This is a genomic window from Neptunomonas japonica JAMM 1380 (assembly GCF_016592555.1).
Lineage (GTDB): Bacteria > Pseudomonadota > Gammaproteobacteria > Pseudomonadales > Balneatricaceae > Neptunomonas > Neptunomonas japonica_A.
Window position 1 is genome coordinate 1,805,837 of sequence record NZ_AP014546.1, and the last position, 21,137, is coordinate 1,826,973.

The window sequence follows — 21,137 nt, forward strand, 5'->3', positions numbered from 1 at the left end:
AGCATACGATTAATTTTCTTTAGAGTAAAAACTCAATTCTTTTTATATGAGTAGGTGCTGAGATGTCTGGCATTATCTGTTTTTAATATGCGACATATTTTGTGCGATGCGGCATAATCCAGTTCTTGTTAAGGTTTAATGGTTTACTCTACGAAGCTGAATTATGTGATGTTTGTGAGTATCTGTAAAAATTAAGGGATAGAAAATGAAATTCAATAATGTATTGATGGCAACAATGTTAGCTTCTGCAGTAGCTCTAACAGGCTGTGATAGCGATGATGCTAAAAAAGTAGCTGAAGAAACTAAAACGACTGCTGCAGAAGTAGTTAAAGATGCTTCAGAGGCTTCTAAGTCAGCAATGGATGTTGTTAAAGAGAACGCTAGCAAGGCTGTAGAAAGTACTAAAGAAGCGGCAGTAAAGGCTGTTGAAGGTGCAAAAGAAGCGTCTGCTGATGCAGTTAAAGCGGCTACTGATGCAGCTGGTAATACAGTTGAAGCTGCAAAAACTGTTGTTTCAGATGCTGCAAATTCAGCAATGGAGTCAACAAAAGAGGTCGCCAGCAGTGCTGTAGCATCGGCTAAAGAGACTGTTTCTGATGCGGTAAGTGATTCTGCTGAAAAAAGCACTGAAAAAGCTACTGAAGAAGAAGCAACGTCTGTACTAGATGACGCTAAGAAGGCATTGAAAGCAGAGTAATTGTAGCGCCCCATCTGATATCTGTAATTAGCTGGGGTGTTTTTTACGATACTTTTTGTTATTTCTTAAACTGTTGCTATGCTCAATCAAATGGAATAATTGTTGAGGGAGCATGATGGTTTCTGAGTTGAAGGGGCTTGTTTTAGAGCACTCCGGTTTTAATGCAGCTATATCGGGAGGAAATGGGCGTTCGATTGATTCTGCCATTATTATCCATCGAGATGGTGTTCATGATAAGCGTACGGTACAAAAAGCTGTGTTATGGGCATTGGGGCAGCATAAAGATTTGAGTTGGGGTGTGCTTTCTGATGAAAGAGAAGACGCTAACGGCAGATGCTATGAATCAATGCTTTTAGATGTTCGTATAATGAATAATAGTGGCCAGGTGAAGCGAGGTCAGCAACAGATTTATTTTGATATTACTGAGCATGTAAATGGCTAGATGTAATTTTATTTGACTGCTGCATAAAATGCTTTAACAGATAACCAATTCTACTATTCGTATAGCGTTGCATTGTAAATTACGCTGTACGTTTTTCCCCATGATCGCAAACTCTGAACCTAAAATCATATTGGGAGATACCACAGGAGCTTGTGGTGTTTCTTGTTTGCTTGTTTGCCGCGCTCTCCATGTGAGTGCTTCTTCTGTCCAGTCTTCCATTGACTGTATCTGCATGTGAGTCGTATTGATTAATGCGGTTATTTCTTCTTCGCTTATAAGGTGAGATAGTTCAGGGTGTCGAGCCCAGGGGACGGGGTATTGCATTTCTTGATAATTATCCCCTTTGAGTACCTCGTGGAGAATCAGATGCCCGTTTGGCGATAATACGCGTTTACATTCTTTAAGCGTGCTGATTTTGTCTGGCATGTTCAATAAGCTGTGCTGCATTATTATGACGTCAAACGAGTGGTCGGGAAATGGGAGTTTCTGACCATTACCGGTGATAACCATACTGTTCTTCTTGCTTAACAGGTTTAGTTGATGGTTTATCTTGCTTAGTTCATGGGTTATATCCAAACTGACATAAAGTGCGTTGTGTTGTTGCTGACATACACGCAGTAAGCCACCTAAACCGCTGCCAACATCAAGTACCGTGGAGGCGTTTAGATCCGCAACGCGTTGACTTAATTTCTTCGATGCCTTAATTCCGCCTATATGTAGCTGATCAATCGGCGCGAGCTGATAAGTGTTGGGGCCTTCGGGGTAAGCTGTAGCGAGCCGGTTGAGGATATCGTCGGCTTGAAGGCTTTGGCTGTAGTGGTTATCAACGCTTGGCATGCAGATCTTCCATTAGGGTATCTATGTATCTTGATGTTAACGGAAAACTTGTCCTTGTGCTATTTATCCTCTTTGCAAAAGAATGACATAGCAGGAGAGGGGTAATTAAAAAACCGTGCGATCAATAGGGTGCTGAAGTAAACACTCCAAAAAGCAAAAACAATGTCGCTTAAGAAGTGACCGCCTTCCATTATGCGGCTTAGACCAATGATTGCGCCTAATGAGAATCCAGCCCAAAACCACGCTCTTTTTCTAAACACCCAGCCTAAAACAATAGCATAAAAACCAATAGCCGCATGTCCGCTGACAAACGAGCAGTTCTTTTTGCACTGTCCTGAATAAGCAAAGGCTGGGGTGAAGCTTGCTTTGCCTCCAAACTGCTCAATATGAACCGGGCGTGCTCGCCCGATGGAGTTATCTTTGATGAGCACGTTGACTAAAATTCCTGGGCCTACAACCATAGTGACAATGAGAAAGAAGAAAATCTTTTGTTTGGCTTTTAGCCCTTTTTTCCAGCAATAAATGAGCCCGGCTATAAAGGCGACAAGCCATAGCAGATGGATGCGGGCAAAAGTGGAGTGTATGAACTGGTTAAACCAGATATCTCTCAAGTAAAAGCCTTCATCAGGCGTATAAAAGAAAGACGCAACACGTAAATCTATACTAGAAAAAATGGTGAAAAACAGTGTGCACAATATGAAAATTTTAATATCGGTGCGTAGTAAAAACTGCTTAATGTTACTCATTTATATAGCCTTTGAATTCAGTGCATTCATACAGGTAAATGTGACGAGTCAGGTCGCTAAAAACTGTTTCAGTATAGTGTTGCGGTGAGTTGCATTGCTCGAATTGAGCAAGAAACTTATCACCCGCGGGCGTTTCGCTGATGAGAATGAATTTTTTATCCGCCGTGTTTTTATATTCTCTAAGATTAAAAAACAAATCGTAGTAATCGCGAATGCTTTCCTTGTTTGGGTTCCAGCGAGCAACACGTAACTTTCCTGGTTCTGCATAAAAGCTCATGTAGGCGAGCAGCTTCCTTGAAGGACTTGTGATGAGTGCTTCAGGGTTGGCTTCCAAGGCGGGTTGTAGTTGTTTGGCAAGTTCTGGCCAGCTTTGGGTGCGCTGAAATGGATCTACTTTGCGGGTCCTTTCTATTCCAGCACTCTCAAGAATGATTGGCCAGTGGTAGAAAAGGCTAATCATAGATAATTGGATAACAAGGCCTAACAGAATTTTTTTTGGTGTCTGAGAGCTCAGGTAAAAACCAACCCAAAGTGATGCGGCTATCAAGCACGGGGCTGCCCAGTTAATAAAAGCGCGTGATAACAAGGCTTGTGTGCATATGACAATGATCAGTGGCAGAAAAATAGCAAGCAGTACACCTGATTGGCTAATAGCTGAGCGTGCTTCACGACGCAACCACTGGCGTATTAAGAAGTAGCTCCATATAGGGCCAAGAACCAGTATTTGGCTAAGTAAAAACTCTGCTAGCTTGTCTGGGTTAAAAAGCTTTTTGTCCAGTTGTGAAATTTCAGAAGTGTGGCTGAGCGTTACAAAGTCATGCTGGTAGTTCCAGTAGATATTCAGCGAAAAAATTAACCCAGCAATAATGGCGGCAGTCCAAGGTTTTAGGGTGGCAAGTTGAGAGCGGTGTTTTTCAGCAAAGCCCATATAGATGAACAAACCAAGGGGTAGTAGAGCCATGGTGTACTTGCTCATCATGCCGCAACCAACAGAAAAGCCGAGTAAAACCCAATCTTTCCAAGAGTTAGTTTCAGTAGCAATAATGAAAAGCCATGTAGATAATGCCCAGAAAAATAATAAAGGCGCGTCTGTCGTGATGAATAGGCTATTAAAGCCGACAAGGGGTGCAGAGCAAAAGACTAGGGCTGAGCACGCTGCTGCTTTGGGGTTCCAGAGGCGTTTGGCTATTTGGTAAATGACACCGGCGGTCAAGCTATATAGGAGTGGTGCGCCTAGCTTTACGGCAAAATCATTATCGCCAAACAAGGTGGTAGTGAATGCAATGATCCAGGCAACCATTGGCGGCTTTGAGTAATAGCCCCAGTCAGGGTTTAAAGACCAATGATAATAATATGCCTCATCATAAAAAAGTGAGACGTGACCCTGTGTGATAGAGAGGATTCTATATAATGTCAGTGCTACTATAAATAGAGTGGCGCCTTGCCAAGAGAAGATGCCGTTGCTTGACGAAAGTGAAGTTGTTTTGTTTAAGGTGGCCATGCTGGCAATCGATACTCTGTAATGTAAAAAATCCGTGTATTATATCATTGAATATTACGGCTTTCTTAGCCTCATTAATTTATATGGAAATTTATTGTCTGTGATGGTTATTCGATGCGTCTAAAAAAAATAGTGTTGCTTTCATGTGTGGCAGGGTTTCTTGTTGGTTGTTCTGCTTCAGCTGTTTCTAGAGATCAGCTGGGACAAACTTTGACGGTCGAAAGCCTTAAGTATTTGCCCGATAAAGTATCTGAAACGTCAGGCCTGGCAGAGTTCGGTCGTTACCTTTGGACAATTAATGACAGCGGTGGGAAAGATTCTGTTTATGCATTTGATAAAAAAAGCTATGGCTTTGTTAAGCGGATAAAAATTGAGGATGCTAAGAACAAAGACTGGGAATCATTAGCTCAAGATGATGAAAGTTTATTTATTGCAGACTGCGGCAATAATAAGGGAAAGCGAAAAAAACTAGATCTTTATAAAGTGGATTGGAAAAAACTCGTTGAGGCAAAGAATAAAGATAAAGTGGCGTCTAAAAAAATCAGCTTTAGTTATGCTGATAGAGGCGCTTCAGAAGAAGGAAAGCAGCATAATTTTGATTGTGAAGCCTTGACTGTTGTCGATAATGATCTGTGGTTGTTTACAAAAAATAGAGGAGATTTGCAGACTAGGCTTTATGCGTTGAGTAAGAATAAATCACAACAAAAGATAAAGCCTTTGATGACGCTGCCGGTTTCAGGGCTAGTGACAGCGGCTGATTATAATGAAAAGAGTAACCAGTTGGTGTTGTTGGGCTATCAAAAAGCGAGTGTGTTTGGGCAATCGTTTATTTGGATTATTGATATTGAGGCAGGCTTACCGGTGTGGGAAAGCGCTGTTTATCATACAATCTTGCCTTATGGGCAGTGGGAGTCGGTGATCTGGGAGAGTGCTGATCAGTTATTGCTGACATCAGAAAAGAGCCCGTTAGGTGCTCAGCAAATTGGACGGTTGCGTTTATCTAATTAAAATACACTCGTGTTGTTTTGAAAGAGTTTGTCATTTGTCACATAGGTTTTCAATTTCCATTATAATAGCGCTCTGTTCGGGCCAGTTGAGCAGTTTATTATTCATTTTTCTAGGAATATATCGGTAGATCATGCTTCAGATTTATAACACACTCACCAAGCAAAAAGCTCCTTTTATGCCGTTGGTAGAAGGCCGTATTAATATGTATGTTTGTGGTATCACGGTATACGATTATTGTCATATCGGGCATGCAAGGGTCATGGTGTGTTTTGATGTCATTACTCGCTACCTGCGTTCACGTGGCTGGGATGTAAACTATATTCGTAATATCACCGATGTTGACGATAAAATTATTAAAAGGGCTTCAGAAAATAGTGAAAGCGTTGAGCAGTTAACTGAGCGCATGATAGATGCAATGCATGAAGATGAAGATGCGTTATCAGTTCTAAGGCCAAGTCAAGAGCCTAAAGCGACAGCGCATATTGATGAAATTATTGCGCTGATAAGCACGCTGGTTGAGAAAGATTTTGCCTATCCTGCATCAAATGGTGATGTTTATTATAGAGTCGAGAAGTTTGCTGAATATGGCAAGCTGACAAATCAGAATGTTGAAGAGTTGCGTTCAGGCTCTCGTGTTGAGATAGATGAGGCAAAGGAAAGCCCACTCGATTTTGTTTTATGGAAAGCGGTAAAGCCGGGAGAGGTTAGTTGGGAGTCTCCGTGGGGCGCTGGTCGCCCGGGTTGGCATATTGAATGTTCTGCAATGTCAAAATGCTGCCTAGGTGACACCTTTGATATTCATGGTGGAGGCCCTGATTTGCCATTTCCACATCATGAAAATGAAATTGCGCAATCTGAAGCAGCTAATGGCTGTACGTATGCCAATTATTGGATGCATGCAGGTCCTGTGCGTGTAAACAGTGAGAAAATGTCTAAGTCATTGGGTAATTTTTTTACCATTAGAGATGTATTAGAAAAGTACAATCCAGAAGTGGTGCGCTTCTTCTTAGCGCGAGTTCACTACCGTAGCTATATTGACTACAGTGAAGACAGTCTTAAAGAAGCGCGTGTTATGCTTGAGCGCTTTTATCAGGCACTAAATGGAGTTGCTGCGTGTGAGTTTTCTTCAGAAGATGCAATAAGCGCCGGTATAAATGATTTTGAGCAGCGCTTTATTGATGCAATGGATGATGACTTTAATACGCCCAAAGCTATTTCAATTTTGTTTGAAATGGTTAATGAGCTTAACAAGTATAAGAAAGCGTCTAACGCAAGCGCAGCAGCAGTCGCTCATAAGATAGCTGAGTTAGGCGGTGTGCTAGGTATATTGCAGCAGAGCCCAGACGCTTTCCTGAAAGGCGATGATAAAGAAGGGGAGTTGAGTGCTGAGGGTATCGAGGTGTTAATTCAGCAGCGAGTAACGGCTAAAGCAAATAAAAACTATGCTGAATCTGACCGAATTCGTGATGAGTTAGCATCGCAAGGGGTTATCCTTAAAGACAGTCGAGAAGGTACTACTTGGTTTCGTGAGGGCTAGTTAAGCATTCGAATTTTGTAGAGTGAAAACCAGGTTAATAAAAAGCGAGCATATAGCTCGCTTTTTATTGTCTGTAAGAAGCTTAAACTACTTTAGCTAATTCTTGATGCGGCTTCTAAGGTGTTTTCCATAAGGCAGGCAACTGTCATTGGGCCAACGCCGCCTGGAACTGGTGTGATCCAGCCAGCGCTCTGCGCGGCTATATCATAGTCCACATCACCTACTAAGCGTCCATCGCTGAGGCGATTGATACCTACATCAATGACGATAGCGCCTTTTTTAATCCATTCGCCTTTGACGATGCCGGGTTTACCAACGCCCACAACGACGATGTCGGCGCGCTGAACGTGAAACGCCAAGTCGCGGGTAAAGCGGTGGGTTGTTGTAACCGTGCAGCCTGCCAGTAATAATTCAAGTGACATGGGGCGGCCGACAATGTTGGATGCGCCAACAACGACAACTTCTTGGCCATGCAAATCAATATTGGTTGACTCAAGTAGCTTCATTACACCTTTTGGAGTGCAGGGGCGCAGCGCTGGTAAGCGTTGGGCTAAACGGCCAAGGTTAAATGGATGGAAGCCATCAACATCTTTTTCTGGCTGGATGCGTTCAAGAATCTCGTTACTGTTTAATTCGATAGGTAGTGGTAGCTGTACTAGTATACCGTCAACATCAGGATTCGCGTTAAGCTCATCAACAAGAGAAAGCAAGTGTTGCTGTGATGTGTCTGAAGGCAGGTCGTATGATAGAGATTGTATGCCTACTTCAATGCATGCATTTTTTTTATTGCGCACATAGACATGAGAAGCGGGGTCGTTACCCACAATAACAACGGCCAAACAAGGAGCTCGCTTATCTTCTTTTAGTCGGTTCTGAATATTTTCTGCTACCTGTCGACGAACGTCGGCAGCAATCTGTTTTCCGTCAATAATCTGTGCGGTCATTGTTTTAGATGATTCCTGATGCTGGCATTGTATCAAAACTGCGCGGATTTTCTCATGTTCAGCCTCTGTGGCCAAGTAGGCGATAGGTTATTAGGCGTAAGAAGGTCAATTATGTACTCTCATTAAAATAAATATTGACGACATGCGAGTGCTCCTTTAGGATACGCGCTCCTTTATGAGGCCTTTGAATCTCGGTTCAGCAGCAGGGTCTCATAAAGGTTCAGGTATCCCTGATTCCTGTAGTGCCCATAGCTCAACTGGATAGAGCAACGCCCTTCTAAGGCGTAGGTTGTAGGTTCGAGTCCTACTGGGCGCACCAGTTACTATCTAACTCCTCTTAAAATTCTCCCTCTGTTTTCTTTGAGCCGTTGCTTTAGCAAAAATCTCAGATGTTTGCTTGTGATTTTATAAATGTTTATCAGCCGTTCAAGCTTTGCTTCCATGTGAAGGTTTAAATAACCTTAAGCGGTTGGCATTGCTAACTACTGTCGCGGATGAAAACGCCATTGCTGCACCGGCAATAATTGGGCTCAGTAGTAAGCCGGTAAAAGGAAATAGAATGCCCGCGGCGATCGGTATTCCTAAGCTGTTGTAAATGAATGCACCAAAAAGATTCTGTCGAATGTTTTTTAGTGTGGCTTTTGATAGTTCAATAGCATCTGCAACACTGTGTATAGAGTTGCGTATGAGTACCATGTCAGCACTCTCTATCGCTATGTCGGTACCGTTGCCAATAGCGAAGCCTACGTCTGCTTGGGCTAACGCTGGGGCGTCATTAATGCCATCGCCCGCCATGGCGACAATTCTGCCTTGTGCTTGTAGGGCTTTTACTTTGTCAGCTTTATCTGCAGGCATGACTTCAGCAATAAATTCAATAATGCCAACCTGCTTGGCTACAGCTTCGGCTGTTTTGCTGTTGTCGCCGGTCAGCATGATGACTTTTATTCCGGCATTACTTAAGCGTTTAATCGCCGCTGTTGAATCTTCTCTTATCGAGTCAGCTACTGCGAGTAGTCCTTGAAGCTCTCCATCAGCAGCAAGGTAGATAGGTGTATGCGCAGAGCTTGTTAGATCGTCAATTAGGTCGCTAACAGCTTGGGTATTTATTTTGTTTTCTTGCATGAAGGCGTGATTGCCTAAGAGTAGGGCTTGCTTATTAATGAGGCCTGTTACTCCGCGTCCCGTGATAGTGTTGAATTGTTCTACTTTCATAAGCGTTAGCTGCTTATCTTTGGCGGCTTTAGTGATAGCTTCTCCTAGTGGGTGTTCAGACCACTGCTCAAGGGATGCAGCAAGTGTGAGGAGTTGGTTCTCGGAAGTGTTTATAGCAATGATGCTGTTTAGCTTGGGCTTACCTTCAGTGATGGTTCCCGTTTTATCGAGAATCAGCGTGTCGATACTTGAGGCGGCTTGTAGTGCTTGGGCGTTACGAATAAGAACGCCATACTCGGCAGCTTTACCTACACCAACCATTACCGACATGGGGGTGGCAAGGCCTAACGCGCATGGGCACGCGATGATCAATACGGTTGTGGCTGTTATCAGCATATAAGCAATTTTTGGTTCAGGCCCAAAAAAGTACCAAAGCAGAGCAGTTAACAGGCTTATAACCAGAACGGCAGGAACAAATACGGCTGAGATTTTGTCGGCTAGTCGGGCGATAGCAGGTTTGCTATTTTGTGCTTGTTTAATCATTTCAATAATGTGATGAATCGCAGTGTCCGCGCCTACTTTTTCAGCTACTACCAATAAGCTGCCCGACTTGTTGAGTGTTCCTCCTGATACGCCGTCTCCGGGTGTTTTGTTGGTTGCTATGGATTCGCCGGTCAGCATTGATTCATCAATGTAGCTCTGACCTTCAATTACGCGGGCGTCTACTGGGATTTGCTCGCCTGGTCGGATGCGGATTTTGTCTCCAACCAGTACAAGCTCCAGAGGTAAGTCTAATTCTTTGTCGTTTCTAATGACGCGCGCTGTTTTAGGTTGCAGGTCTAATAAGCGTTCTACGGCGCTTGATGTCTGCGTGCGTGCTTTTAACTCCATCGCTAAGCCTAGGTTAACTAAACCAATAATCATGACGGCCGCTTCAAAATAAATATGCCTTGCTGTGATGGGTAGTAGGTGAGGGGCGAGCACAACAAGCATGGAGAAGAGCCAAGCGCTACCTGTTCCGATTGAAATCAAAGTGTCCATAGTAGAGCCGCCGTTGCGTAGTGCAGTAAGAGCTCCTGTGAAGAAATGGCGTCCAGAGAAATACATGATGGCTAAAGTGATAAGCCCTATTGCTCCCCATAGTATCTGGTCACTGCTTGTCTGAATGCTCATATCATCCATGAAAAAACCTGCAATCATCATGGGTATGCCAAGAGCAAGGGCTGTGCCTGCATGAATTAGACGTAGCCGATACTGAGCTGAGTCCGCCTCTTTTTGTTTGCGCCTATCATCGGCGTCGCTTTGTGAAGGTCGTGCTTGATAGCCAATGTTCTTTAGCTCTTGGATAATCGCTTCAGCGCTGGCAGAGCCTTGAATGTATAGCTTGCGTTGCGGGAAGTTGACTTCAGCATTGTCTATATTGGGAATGTTGGAAACGCAGGTTTCTATTTTCTTAACGCAGCCTGCGCATGAGACGTTTTCAAGAATTAGAGTAGTATTCATGGCTTATTAGTTATTCCTGCAGGTCTTCAGTTGATCGAGTGTGTTCGCTAAATGCGTTAATATTTATATCAGTGTAAAGGTTACAGTAACGGTAAGGTCAAATAAAAAGTGGATATTAAGGGCTGGTGCATTAGGTGATGAAATGAATATTGCAGAAGCTGCTAAGTATACAGGCTTAAGTAGCAAAACCATTAGGTACTATGAGAAGGAGGGGATTATACCTCCCGCTAAACGCAGTGCTAATGGCTATCGTTTATATGATCTGGAGCAGTTAGATAGCTTGCTCTTTGTTAAAAGGGCGCGAGGGCTTGGTTTTTCGTTAAGTGATAGTCATGAATTATTATTGATTTCACAAGACCCGGGAAGAAGCAGTGCGGCTGTTAAGCAAAAGGCGGAGCAGCATCTTATAAAAGTAAATAATCAAATTGAACAGATGCAAAAAATCAAGGGTGTGCTCGAAAGCGTTGTAGATAAGTGCCTAGGTGATGAGCAGGCGGCTTGTCCAATATTAGATAAGCTAAGTCAGGGTTGAGGGGTTCGCTGTTTTCTGGTGTGTTAGTGTTGGCGTTGGGTTTATGGTCAGTATTTAATAATAAGCGTTAACAATTGCTTATAATTTCAGCTATTTTGGCAACTAAACCTAGTCTATTGAAATAGTTACAAAATTTCTTACAAATAGCTGAATAAACTTGTTGACAGCATGGGAGTGTCTCCCTAGAATACGCCCCATCTTGAGTGAGGGGCTTACCTAAGCACTGAAAACAGTAAGTTTAGACTGTTTCATTCAAGTGTACTTTCAATGCTTTTAGTGAAGAAAGTGATATTTAGTTATGGTGGGCGTAGCTCAGTTGGTAGAGCTCCGGATTGTGATTCCGGCGGTCGTGGGTTCAAGCCCCATCGTCCACCCCATGCTAAATTATCAAATGCGGATGTGGTGAAATTGGTATACACGCTGGTTTTAGGTACCAGTGCCGAAAGGCGTGAGAGTTCGAGTCTCTCCATCCGCACCATTTGTTATCATGATAAATGGTGCTTTATTAAAGTAAGCGCAGTTTGATTATTTGGCTGCGAATTATAGATTTAACAATGTCAGGTCAGCCCTCGTTGTTAATGCATTGTTAGACGTTATATGCGGATGTGGTGAAATTGGTATACACGCTGGTTTTAGGTACCAGTGCCGAAAGGCGTGAGAGTTCGAGTCTCTCCATCCGCACCATTTATCGTCCTGATAAATGGTGTTTTTCATTATGGTGAGCGTAGCTCAGTCGGTAGAGCTCCGGATTGTGATTCCGGCGGTCGTGGGTTCAAGCCCCATCGTTCACCCCATTTCTTATATTTACACTATATTTACTTATTCTGAGCATTCTTAATGCTAAAATAGATTTAAGCTCCTGTTTTTCCGTAATTGCTTGACTAATATCTTCAAGTGCCGGAAAATTTCGCGCTTTAGAATTTTTGACATCGACGTATAATCGAGTCTAATTAAACGACAATGTGGATTAAGCAGATAAATAATCTGATGAATTAATTCATGTAGGTCGACAAACCGGTACATAGTATTTTTTGGTGAGGAATTCCATGCAAGTTTCTGTTGAAACGACTTCCGTTCTAGAGCGTCAGATGACAATCACTGTTCCTGCAGAGCGCATTGAAGGTGATGTAAATAAGCGAGTTCAGCAAGCTGCTCGTACACAGCGTTTGGACGGTTTCCGCCCTGGCAAAGTTCCTATGAAAGTTGCTAAGCAGCGTTTCGGTGCTGGTATTCGTCAGGATGTTATTGGTGAAGTGATCCAGCAGAGCTTCTATGAAGCAGTTCAGCAGGAGAATGTTTTACCTGCTGGCGGGCCACAGATCGAATTTAAGAACGACAAAGATGGTGAAGACTTTCAGTACGTTGCAACGTTTGAAGTTTACCCAGAAATCACACTTGCTGATTTCACATCGGTTGAAATTGAAAAGCAAAGCTCAGAAGTGAAAGATGAAGATCTTGAGCAGATGATTGACACGCTGCGCAAGCAGCAAGCAAATTGGTCTGAAGTTGAGACAGCTGCTGTAGATGCTGATCGTCTAAAAATCGACTTTGAAGGTTTCGTTGATGGCGAAGCGTTTGAAGGTGGTACGGCAGAAGGTATGGATCTGGTGTTGGGTTCGAACTCAATGATCCCTGGTTTTGAAGATGCTCTTGTTGGCGCTAAAGCTGGCGATGATGTCGAAGTTAAAGCAACGTTCCCAGCAGACTATCATGCTGAAGACCTAAAAGGTAAAGACGCTGTATTTAACGTTAAAGTGCAGACTGTTTCTTCATCAGAATTGCCAGAGCTAAATGAAGAGTTCTTCACGAAGTTCGGTATTGAAGCTGCAGATTTAGAGTCATTTAAAGTTGAAGTGCGTTCTAACATGGAACGTGAAATGGCTAATGCTCTTAAAATGAAATTAAAAGATCAGGTTTTCACTCAGCTGGTCGATATCAACGGTATTGAAGTGCCTTCTTCATTGGTTGATAGTGAGATTGATAACTTGCGTAAGCAAGCTGTACAGCGCTTTGGTGGCGGTGCAGAGATTGATCCGAACATGCTTCCTAAAGAAATGTTTGAAGATCAGGCTAAACGTCGTGTTACTGTAGGTTTGTTAGTTCAAGAAGTTATTAAAGCTAACGAAATCAAAGCTGATGACGACCGTGTACGTTCTACTATCGAAGAGATGGCAAGCACGTATCAAGAGCCGAAAGAAGTTATTGATTGGTACTACAGCAATGATGATATGCTGAATCAAGTTAAAAGTTTGGTATTGGAAGATCTTGTGATTGAACACTTGCTCGAATCTGCCAAAGTTACTGATGCAGTAGTTGCTTATGAAGAAGCAATTAAGCCTGCACAGCAATAAAATGCTGAAGGGTCGTATTGTCTTGCGTCGTTGAATGATGCATTGACTGAATGGAAAACGACAGTTGATGCAAATCCTCTGTCGTTTTTTGTTTATTAGGTTTAAGGAGAAAGTTGCATGTCAGTATTCCATCAGGATAATGCCAAGATCATTGAGAATTCTGGTCTGGTACCGATGGTAGTAGAGCAGTCCGCTCGCGGTGAGCGTGCGTATGATATCTATTCACGTCTTCTAAAAGAGCGAGTTATCTTTCTTGTTGGTCAAGTTGAAGACCATATGGCTAACTTGATTGTTGCTCAGATGTTGTTTTTAGAAGCTGAAAATCCAGATAAAGACATCCACTTGTATATTAATTCGCCTGGAGGCTCTGTTACAGCGGGCTTGGCAATTTACGATACGATGCAGTTTATCAAACCAGATGTGAGTACTATGTGTACAGGCCAAGCTGCTAGCATGGGTGCATTCTTACTATCCGCTGGTGCTGCTGGCAAACGCCATGCTCTTCCTAATGCTCGTGTTATGATTCACCAGCCGTTAGGTGGTTTTCAGGGGCAGGCAACTGATATTGAGATTCATACCAAAGAAATTCTTAGTATTCGTGAAAAATTAAACCGTATTTTGGCAGAGCATACTGGGCAAGATATAGAGACGATCAGTCGTGATACTGATCGAGATAACTTTATGGATCCTGTTGCTGCAGCTGAGTATGGTTTGATTGATTCAGTATTGGATAGGCGTCAAGGGCAATAAAGCGTGGTTAACAAGTAGTATATTAATGTGGCTATGAGTTAAAAATTCCTCGTTAGTCACTTTAATTTGAATACCGCTTTGCTGGAACGAGTTTGAGGTAAGTTTAATGAGCGATAATATCGACGATAAAGACAACGAGCAGGGCAAGCTTTTTTGTTCATTCTGTGGCAAAAATCAGGATGAAGTAAAAAAACTAATTGCCGGGCCGTCTGTTTTTATCTGTGACGAATGTGTTGATCTGTGTAACGATATTATTCGTGAAGAGATTCAGGACATTGATGAGCAGGAAGCACAAGAGAGCTTACCTATTCCCGCTGAAATTAAAGCAAAGCTTGATTCTTATGTAATAGGTCAAGATCGAGCTAAAAAAGTATTGGCTGTTGCTGTCTACAATCATTACAAGCGTTTGCGTTTTCAAAGTAGTGCGGCGAATAAAGATATTGAATTAAGTAAAAGTAATATTTTACTTATTGGTCCAACCGGTAGTGGTAAAACACTGTTGGCCCAAACATTAGCGCGCTTACTGAATGTGCCTTTTACTATTGCTGATGCAACTACGCTGACTGAGGCGGGTTATGTTGGTGAAGATGTAGAGAACATTATTCAAAAATTGTTGCAAAAATGTGACTACGATATTGAGCGAGCGCAATTAGGTATCGTTTACATTGATGAGATTGATAAGATCTCACGTAAATCTGATAATCCATCAATTACCCGCGATGTTTCGGGTGAAGGTGTGCAGCAAGCATTGCTTAAGCTGATCGAAGGAACTGTTGCTTCAGTACCTCCACAAGGTGGGCGTAAGCATCCTCAGCAAGAGTTTTTGCAGGTTGATACATCTAATATCTTGTTTATTTGCGGTGGTGCATTTGCTGGTCTAGAGCAGATTATTCGTGATCGTTCTGAAAAAAGCTCTATCGGCTTCAATGCAAGTGTAAAAAGTAAAGATGATACCAAGTCGATTACTGACACATTGTTGGATATAGAAGCGGAAGACCTGGTTAAGTTTGGTTTGATTCCTGAGTTTGTTGGCCGTTTACCAATGATCGCTACACTTGGGGAGTTGGATGAAGAAGCGTTGATGCAGATTCTAACTGAACCGAAAAATAGCTTGGTGCGCCAATATACGAAGCTATTTGAGATGGAAGGCGCTGAAGTGGATTTCCGTAAAGAGGCACTTCATGCGATAGCTAAGCACGCGTTAGAACGTAAAACTGGTGCGCGTGGCTTGCGTTCGATTCTTGAAGGAACTTTGCTTGATATTATGTATCAACTACCTTCAATGGAAAACGTTAGTAAGGTCGTTATTGATGACGGTGTTATTGATGGTACTTCTGAGCCAATCTTGATTTATGAATCTCCAGAGCAACCAGCTGCAGCAGATAACAAGTAGCATTGTTGGTTTAGCAGTGACGAGTCTTATTTGATTGTGTCGTTGATAATAAAGCCACTCTCCTCAGGTTGAGTGGCTTTTTTGATTCACGACGTCTTTCTCAATAAAGTTAACATACCTGCGGAATAACCGATTGACCAAATAGATAGTCTTGATCGCTATCGCAGCCAAGTTGTAAGTATGTGGGGCTGCTCTGTGTGCCTTCCTCGGTAATCAAAAATCACAAGAGTGAAACTCATCTTTATTATTGAGCCAATGGGAGACATGCTCTCCTGCCTGTTAGCACGCTATCAATGCAGTGCTTATCAATTTTAAGGAAAACTACATCTAGGTGTTTTAACGAAGCGAAGGGTGAATAGTTGGTTCCAATATCATCAATGGCAAGTAAAGCCCCAGTTGTTTTAGGTCTAGAAAAATGGATGGCGGGAAAGCCTGCTGACTAATGATTGAAAAATTACAGCTAATTCAATATAACAAATTTGGGTAGGATTACCCGATTTAAGATGCTGCTGGTTACGAAAGCTGATGTTATTTTGAATCAGAGATGATTATGGTTGATGTCTTTGAGTGTGTCGGCCACTCCGCTGTGGCTGTTTACTTAGCTGGGAGTGGTTTCTATCTTAGTAGTAGAGAAGTATATGCTAGTCCTCCTCATCGCCTTCTAGGGTGCGTTTAATCTGCTCAACAACGCGGCTTGGCATGCGACGTAACACTAAAATTTGTTTTTCTTCATCAAATTCAATATCACTTCCAGAGCCTGCTACTCCAAGTGAGCGTTTAGCGAAATCGACTTGCCAATTATCTGCTTTAGCTTTCAATTTAGTATGAGCATTCAATGTATGTGTATGTGGTTGAAATTCTTGGCTGACTTGGTATCGCTCGCTATTTGCGAAGCGGCCAAATTTACCAGTGATCTCTTCAGTTTTTTCTGTAGGAATATGTTGATCAAAGATCTGTTCGATTTCAGGCAGGTTGGCAGTGTTCTTTTCAGCTCTTTGACGGCTTAAATAGCTGACTACATCTTCGACTACCTGTTCTCTTTCATCATACATGCCATTTTGAGTACAGAAATCACGTGTAGCGCGAATGAGATCTCCGGTAGATTTTTTTAGATGGGGTAACATCTGTGCAACCAAAAGCATTAGAAAAATAATGAGTAATATCGCCTTTTTCTTTTGTGCCCATAAAACTCAAGTAACTATCTTTACCTTTTTTATATGATGTTATATTAAATTTAGCAGCTTGATGTAGCTTGTCCAGATCGACTTCATTAACCTCGGTAGGGCTTAATTGGTCGTTTAAGGAGATCGCTGAGCGATTACGCACCAATGCGACTAATAAAAACTCATAACGCTCTTGCTGGTAATGGGCAAAAATAATATACCCGCCGACAGCTGAATGTGACGATGGTGAATCCATTGCCGCAGCAAGTTGAGTGATTCCAAGATCTGAAAGTTTTAGAAAATCAGATGATGATTGCTCTTGTGAAAGATAGTTATCAAATGCTTGAATGAACGGGTAGCTATTTGGGTTTTCTTTATTAAAAGAGCCATGGGTAAGTGTTGAGCGTCGAGCCAAGGCATTATTCAAAGAGAGCACCATATCAGGTACAACAGGGTGTTGAGTGTTAACGCTACCGCCACGCTCACTAATGACAGTAGCCTGATCTTCTTCTTTATGTAATTCTCTAATTACTAGGTGCTTTAATTCCACAAATATTTCCAGATCTATAATCAAAATTGAATTTTATGTGAAAGAAGCGCTATTGTCAGGGTTATCTTACATCTAGTCAGGTATCGCGCTGGAGTAGTATGCTGGATGGACCTTAATTAAGGTGTAGTACATGCATTTTTTGCATCATGCTTATTTGAAATGAATTTTTTGGAGAAGGTCAATGCGCTGGAAAAGTGGTCGCCGTAGTTCAAATGTAGAAGATCGGCGAACTGAGCAGATGAGCTCCGGGCGCTCTAACGGAGGCTTTCGCATTGGAGGTGGAGGTAAAAAGGGCGGTATAGGCTTACTCGTTGTTGCCGTTGTTATTATGCTGATGGGGGGGGATCCCAGTACTATTCTCAATATGTTATTAGGCGGTGGTGGCGCTCCATCACAGTCTCAAAGCCAAACGGCTGAGCGTAATTATCAAACCTCAGCACCGACTGATGAAATGGCTGATTTTGTTTCTGTCGTATTAGCGGACACTGAAGACACGTGGAGTCCGTTATTTCAGCAAATGGGTGAGCAGTACCAGAAGCCACGTTTAGTGTTGTTCCGTGGTTCTGTTAAATCTGCTTGTGGGATGGCTCAGTCGGCCATGGGGCCGTTTTATTGCCCAGGTGATCAGAAGGTATATATCGATCTTAGTTTTTATGAAGAGTTAAAACATGCGTTTAGTGCGCCTGGGGATTTCGCTCAGGCTTATGTAATTGCACATGAGGTGGGTCATCATGTGCAGCAGCAATTTGGGATTTTACAAAAAGTGCATCAAATGCAGAGAGGTATGCCAAAAGCGCAAGCCAATGCGCTATCTGTAAAACTTGAATTACAAGCCGATTGTTTGGCAGGTATTTGGGCGCATCATGCAAATCGTGTCAGGAATATCGTTGAGCCCGGTGATATCGATGAGGCTATGAATGCGGCGAGTAAAATTGGTGATGATGCTATCCAAAAACGAACTCAAGGGTATGTTGTACCGGACTCTTTCACGCATGGTACATCATCCCAGCGTGTAAAGTGGTTTAATGAAGGTTTTAAGCGTGGGGATGTTCAAAGTTGTAACACTTTTGGTTAGTTTTTGATGGGATTTATTTCTTTCTCTAGGCAGTAGGGTGCTTGCTTAATTGATTAAAAGGGGCATGATTTCAATCACATAATTCCTTTAAGGATATTATCTTTTTGCTGTGGGGCTGTACGGGAAGGCTTATAAGCTCTATGCTGCTGGCATAGAAAATGATGTAAGGAAATAAACAATGCCGTACAACGCTGAATTGGTTGATGAACTGAATTTATTAAATCACTTTAATTTGGGTACAACACAAGAAGGTATTAAAGTGCACCACAGCGCAGGGCCTCAAATGGTCGCCGCTGCCAAACGTTTATTTGATAAAGATCTAATTTCTCAGGAAGATGGCGGTTACCTAACAGATTTAGGTCATGATGCTGCTGAGCATTCACAAAACCTTATGTTGATTTTAACAACACCGGTTCAGCTGGACACTACGTCTTAATAATTTATGGCACATAAACCAACCATCTATAAGGTTGAGTTGCAGCTGGTTGATATGAATCGTGATATCTACACCAGCTGCAAGCTTACACTTGCACTGCATCCCTCTGAAACTCAAGAACGAATGATGATTCGATTGATGGCTTTTGGTGTGAATTTTCATGATGACCTTCAGTTTAGCCGTGGGCTGTCTGCTACTGACGAACCTGATGTATGGGAGTGTTCTTTAGATGGGCAGGTAAATCATTGGATTGAAGTGGGGCAAGCAACCCCTGAACGTATTCGCAAGGCTGTTAGTCGTTCTCCAAAGGTTTCTTTGTATGCTTTTGGGCGAGAGGTTGATATTTGGTGGAATCGCGCTCAAGAAGCGTTTAAAGGTCTTCCTCGGGTGGCGGTTTGGCAGTTTAATGCAGAACAGTCTTTAAAATTGCCTGATCTGTTGGAGCGCACAGTGTCGATCACTATGACGATTACAGATAATGAGATTTATCTTAATAAAGACGAGCAACAGTTAGCATTAGGATTTACGCGGCTTTTATAAGGCCGCTGTATTTTTGTTATACTCGCTGCTCTAGATTTGGACCGCTTACTAGTAAGCTAAGTAAGTCGCTGCGACAAACAATACCAACAACTTTATGTTCTGGATCAACTACCGGTACGCAACTCACTTTTTGCTCCATGAAGATCAGTGCTATTTCGCGCACTAATGTTTCTGGGCTTACGGCAATTAACGCGCTGCTCAGTAAATTGCCAACAAAGCCACTGGAGTCAGATCCGGAACGAAGTAGATGTTCACCTGTAATAGCGCCTAACGGGTGCCCATGGGCATTGGTTATGATGAGATGATTAATATTCTCTTTTTGCATCAAATCCCAAGCAAATTTAATCGTGTCGAACTGCCCCACAGTAACTACGGGTGCATTCATTATGTGAAGCGCTATCAACCGTCTGCGGTCTTGCAGAGTATCTGATTTGCGCCCCGTTTCTTCATAAAGGCGTGATGATACAAGGGTGGAGCGTGTTCCGCTGGTCAGTGGAGAGCTTGCAGATGTTGCTTGTGTCGTAATTTGTGGGTTACTAACAGCATTGTTCTGTAAAGAATTTTTGGACGCAGTGATTCTTGAGGTGGCTGCAACGCCGCGCTGTGGGAACTGAGCTGCTGACGGGTTCTTTACAAGGTTCCCGTTGTCATAAATTAACAACGCCATTTAATTTCTCCGAACTACGATATGTACTTTATCGGCGAATATTGATTTTACTTTATTCTGACCGTATAGCTAGTTAGTCAATAATCTTGAGCAAACATTCCATTTTGATTGCCAAAAGTAAGAGAATACTTACTTGAACCTGAACAGTTGCAGAATAGTGACCGGCGGAAGAGGCTAGATATTGAGTAAAAATAGGGAGTTGGTATTATATTAGTATGTGCTAAAATAAGAATAATTTACTCATGGGGTGTTATATGTTTCGTTCAGTGGCGTCTTTCATTTTGCTGGTTTCTTTCATTGCCTCAGCCCCTGAAGCTATAAAAGCACAAGAGCTAAGTTCGGTAAAGGTTGTGAAAACAATCATGCCATTGCAACGTCTCTTGGACGGAAGCGTTGAGGCTATATCGCAAGCCACGGTATCTGCTCAAACGAGTGGTGTGGTTGACCAAGTTATGGTTGATGTTGGTGATCATGTACCGGCAGGTAGTGTTATCTTAACGCTAGTAGGTATTGACCAAAAAGAAACCCTTAACCAAGCAAAGGCAAGCTTAAGTGAAGCCGATGCGCAGCGTAAAGCGCAAAGCCAGCAATATGAGCGTGTCAAAGCACTTTATGCAAAAAAACTATTATCTAAGGCGAACTATGATAGTGCGGTTGCTAGTTATAACAGTGCTAAAGCACGTTTCACTAGTGCTCAGGCAGCTCTTAACCGTGCGCGTCAGCAAGTTTCATACACCGAAATAAAAGCTGCTTATGGTGGTGTCGTCAGTGGGCGGCATGTTGAAGTGGGCGAAGCTGTGCAGCCTGGTATGCCACTGTTAAGCGGTTTTGATCCACATCACTTGCGTGTTTACGCCGATTTACCCCAATCGATTGCTGCAATTATTAGAGAAAAGCCATTAGTTAATGTGTTGTTAGACAGTGGGGTGATGATTGCCCCTTTAAAAGTTTCGTTCTTTCCTGTTGCTGATGCCGCTACAGGGACTGTACGAATGAGGCTTGAATTACCCGTATCAGAAAACGGTCTATATCCAGGGAAATTAGTTAAAGTTGCGGTGCAAACGGGTGAAAAAGCACGACTACTCGTGCCTGAATCCAGTGTTGTCTATCGTTCTGAGGTTGCGGGTGTGTATGTGCTTGCTACTTCGAGAGGTGATGTATTACCTCAGCTACGTCAGGTACGAGTAGGAAGTCATTTTGCTAATCAAGTTGAAGTGCTTTCCGGACTCATGGTAGGCGAAGCGATTGCAATAGATCCCATAGCCGCGGGCATCTTAACAGTGACTGCCTCGATTGAAGAGAAGAGATAAAAA

21 protein-coding genes and 5 tRNA genes are annotated in these 21,137 nt (G+C 42.7%); 17 read left to right on the forward strand and 9 right to left on the reverse strand.

The window, feature by feature from the left end; all coding sequences use genetic code 11:
* Nucleotides 1-205 precede the first annotated feature (205 nt).
* Together NEJAP_RS08460 and NEJAP_RS08465 are read left to right on the forward strand one after the other, a co-directional pair.
* Nucleotides 206-697: a hypothetical protein gene (locus NEJAP_RS08460; RefSeq protein ID WP_201350197.1), complete on the forward strand. Its 492-nt coding sequence runs from the start codon at nt 206-208 to the stop codon at nt 695-697.
* Between the two features lie 112 nt (nt 698-809).
* Nucleotides 810-1,139 carry a hypothetical protein gene (locus NEJAP_RS08465; protein ID WP_201350198.1) on the forward strand — a complete coding sequence of 110 codons (330 nt, stop codon included), beginning with the start codon at nt 810-812 and terminating at the stop codon, nt 1,137-1,139.
* 33 nt (nt 1,140-1,172) lie between these two features.
* On the opposite strand, the gene NEJAP_RS08470 is transcribed toward NEJAP_RS08465, so the two are convergent.
* From NEJAP_RS08470 to NEJAP_RS08480, 3 genes are read right to left on the reverse strand one after another with little or no spacing between them, the layout of a single operon-like run.
* Nucleotides 1,173-1,976, reverse strand: a complete 804-nt coding sequence (locus NEJAP_RS08470) for a class I SAM-dependent methyltransferase (protein WP_201350199.1) — start codon at nt 1,974-1,976, stop codon at nt 1,173-1,175.
* Between the two features lie 59 nt (nt 1,977-2,035).
* The gene (locus NEJAP_RS08475; RefSeq protein WP_201350200.1) at nt 2,036-2,722 is read right to left on the reverse strand and encodes a phosphatase PAP2 family protein; all 687 of its coding nucleotides are present in this window, start codon (nt 2,720-2,722) and stop codon (nt 2,036-2,038) included.
* Complete coding sequence (locus NEJAP_RS08480) at nt 2,715-4,223, reverse strand: glycosyltransferase family 39 protein (protein ID WP_201350201.1); 1,509 nt, start codon at nt 4,221-4,223, stop codon at nt 2,715-2,717. The genes NEJAP_RS08475 and NEJAP_RS08480 overlap by 8 nt, the downstream gene beginning before the upstream one ends.
* Nucleotides 4,224-4,337: 114 nt before the next feature.
* Here NEJAP_RS08480 and NEJAP_RS08485 point away from each other — a divergent pair, with 114 nt between their 5' ends.
* Complete coding sequence (locus NEJAP_RS08485) at nt 4,338-5,231, forward strand: hypothetical protein (protein WP_201350202.1); 894 nt, start codon at nt 4,338-4,340, stop codon at nt 5,229-5,231.
* Nucleotides 5,232-5,361: 130 nt separating this feature from the next.
* Nucleotides 5,362-6,768 carry a cysteine--tRNA ligase gene (gene cysS, locus NEJAP_RS08490; protein ID WP_201350203.1) on the forward strand — a complete coding sequence of 469 codons (1,407 nt, stop codon included), beginning with the start codon at nt 5,362-5,364 and terminating at the stop codon, nt 6,766-6,768.
* 92 nt (nt 6,769-6,860) lie between these two features.
* Here the strand turns inward: cysS and folD are convergent, their stop codons facing one another.
* Nucleotides 6,861-7,712 (reverse strand): bifunctional methylenetetrahydrofolate dehydrogenase/methenyltetrahydrofolate cyclohydrolase FolD, encoded by an 852-nt coding sequence (gene folD, locus NEJAP_RS08495; RefSeq protein ID WP_201350204.1) that lies wholly within the window; start codon nt 7,710-7,712, stop codon nt 6,861-6,863.
* A 242-nt stretch (nt 7,713-7,954) separates the two neighbouring features.
* On the opposite strand from folD, the gene NEJAP_RS08500 reads away from it, so the two are divergent.
* Nucleotides 7,955-8,031, forward strand: a tRNA-Arg gene (locus NEJAP_RS08500).
* 107 nt (nt 8,032-8,138) lie between these two features.
* Here NEJAP_RS08500 and NEJAP_RS08505 read toward each other — a convergent pair.
* Nucleotides 8,139-10,367: a heavy metal translocating P-type ATPase gene (locus NEJAP_RS08505; RefSeq protein ID WP_201350205.1), complete on the reverse strand. Its 2,229-nt coding sequence runs from the start codon at nt 10,365-10,367 to the stop codon at nt 8,139-8,141.
* 142 nt (nt 10,368-10,509) lie between these two features.
* Here NEJAP_RS08505 and cueR point away from each other — a divergent pair, with 142 nt between their 5' ends.
* The 8 genes from cueR (at nt 10,510) to clpX (ending at nt 15,393) form a co-directional block, all read left to right on the forward strand.
* Nucleotides 10,510-10,899 carry a Cu(I)-responsive transcriptional regulator gene (gene cueR, locus NEJAP_RS08510; RefSeq protein ID WP_201350206.1) on the forward strand — a complete coding sequence of 130 codons (390 nt, stop codon included), beginning with the start codon at nt 10,510-10,512 and terminating at the stop codon, nt 10,897-10,899.
* A 301-nt stretch (nt 10,900-11,200) separates the two neighbouring features.
* Nucleotides 11,201-11,276: transfer RNA gene (locus NEJAP_RS08515), tRNA-His, on the forward strand.
* A 16-nt stretch (nt 11,277-11,292) separates the two neighbouring features.
* Nucleotides 11,293-11,377 (forward strand) — tRNA-Leu (locus tag NEJAP_RS08520).
* A 121-nt stretch (nt 11,378-11,498) separates the two neighbouring features.
* Nucleotides 11,499-11,583, forward strand: a tRNA-Leu gene (locus tag NEJAP_RS08525).
* 34 nt (nt 11,584-11,617) lie between these two features.
* Nucleotides 11,618-11,693 (forward strand) — tRNA-His (locus NEJAP_RS08530).
* A 252-nt stretch (nt 11,694-11,945) separates the two neighbouring features.
* A complete protein-coding gene (gene tig, locus NEJAP_RS08535) occupies nt 11,946-13,250 on the forward strand; it encodes a trigger factor (RefSeq protein WP_201350207.1) in 1,305 nt (434 codons plus the stop codon).
* A 117-nt stretch (nt 13,251-13,367) separates the two neighbouring features.
* Nucleotides 13,368-14,000 carry an ATP-dependent Clp endopeptidase proteolytic subunit ClpP gene (gene clpP / locus NEJAP_RS08540; protein ID WP_028470914.1) on the forward strand — a complete coding sequence of 211 codons (633 nt, stop codon included), beginning with the start codon at nt 13,368-13,370 and terminating at the stop codon, nt 13,998-14,000.
* 106 nt (nt 14,001-14,106) lie between these two features.
* Nucleotides 14,107-15,393 (forward strand): ATP-dependent Clp protease ATP-binding subunit ClpX, encoded by a 1,287-nt coding sequence (gene clpX / locus NEJAP_RS08545; RefSeq protein WP_201350208.1) that lies wholly within the window; start codon nt 14,107-14,109, stop codon nt 15,391-15,393.
* A gap of 244 nt (nt 15,394-15,637) precedes the next feature.
* On the opposite strand, the gene NEJAP_RS19535 is transcribed toward clpX, so the two are convergent.
* From NEJAP_RS19535 to NEJAP_RS19365, 3 genes are all read right to left on the reverse strand, one after another.
* On the reverse strand, nt 15,638-15,814 hold the full coding sequence (locus tag NEJAP_RS19535) for an EAL domain-containing protein (protein WP_201350530.1): 177 nt from the start codon (nt 15,812-15,814) through the stop codon (nt 15,638-15,640).
* Nucleotides 15,815-16,034: 220 nt separating this feature from the next.
* Nucleotides 16,035-16,517 (reverse strand): nucleoid-associated protein, encoded by a 483-nt coding sequence (locus NEJAP_RS19360; RefSeq protein ID WP_236591113.1) that lies wholly within the window; start codon nt 16,515-16,517, stop codon nt 16,035-16,037.
* Nucleotides 16,465-17,106 carry a nucleoid-associated protein gene (locus tag NEJAP_RS19365; RefSeq protein WP_236591114.1) on the reverse strand — a complete coding sequence of 214 codons (642 nt, stop codon included), beginning with the start codon at nt 17,104-17,106 and terminating at the stop codon, nt 16,465-16,467. The genes NEJAP_RS19360 and NEJAP_RS19365 overlap by 53 nt, the downstream gene beginning before the upstream one ends.
* A gap of 181 nt (nt 17,107-17,287) precedes the next feature.
* On the opposite strand from NEJAP_RS19365, the gene NEJAP_RS08560 reads away from it, so the two are divergent.
* The 3 genes from NEJAP_RS08560 to NEJAP_RS08570 all read left to right on the forward strand — a co-directional run bounded on the left by NEJAP_RS08560 (nt 17,288) and on the right by NEJAP_RS08570 (nt 19,157).
* On the forward strand, nt 17,288-18,181 hold the full coding sequence (locus NEJAP_RS08560; protein ID WP_201350209.1) for a neutral zinc metallopeptidase: 894 nt from the start codon (nt 17,288-17,290) through the stop codon (nt 18,179-18,181).
* Between the two features lie 178 nt (nt 18,182-18,359).
* Nucleotides 18,360-18,617 (forward strand): TIGR02647 family protein, encoded by a 258-nt coding sequence (locus NEJAP_RS08565; RefSeq protein WP_201350210.1) that lies wholly within the window; start codon nt 18,360-18,362, stop codon nt 18,615-18,617.
* 6 nt (nt 18,618-18,623) lie between these two features.
* A complete protein-coding gene (locus tag NEJAP_RS08570) occupies nt 18,624-19,157 on the forward strand; it encodes a YaeQ family protein (protein WP_201350211.1) in 534 nt (177 codons plus the stop codon).
* Nucleotides 19,158-19,173: 16 nt separating this feature from the next.
* Here the strand turns inward: NEJAP_RS08570 and NEJAP_RS08575 are convergent, their stop codons facing one another.
* The gene (locus NEJAP_RS08575) at nt 19,174-19,824 is read right to left on the reverse strand and encodes an HPP family protein (RefSeq protein WP_201350212.1); all 651 of its coding nucleotides are present in this window, start codon (nt 19,822-19,824) and stop codon (nt 19,174-19,176) included.
* 254 nt (nt 19,825-20,078) lie between these two features.
* On the opposite strand from NEJAP_RS08575, the gene NEJAP_RS08580 reads away from it, so the two are divergent.
* On the forward strand, nt 20,079-21,134 hold the full coding sequence (locus NEJAP_RS08580) for an efflux RND transporter periplasmic adaptor subunit (protein ID WP_201350213.1): 1,056 nt from the start codon (nt 20,079-20,081) through the stop codon (nt 21,132-21,134).
* Nucleotides 21,135-21,137 lie beyond the last annotated feature (3 nt).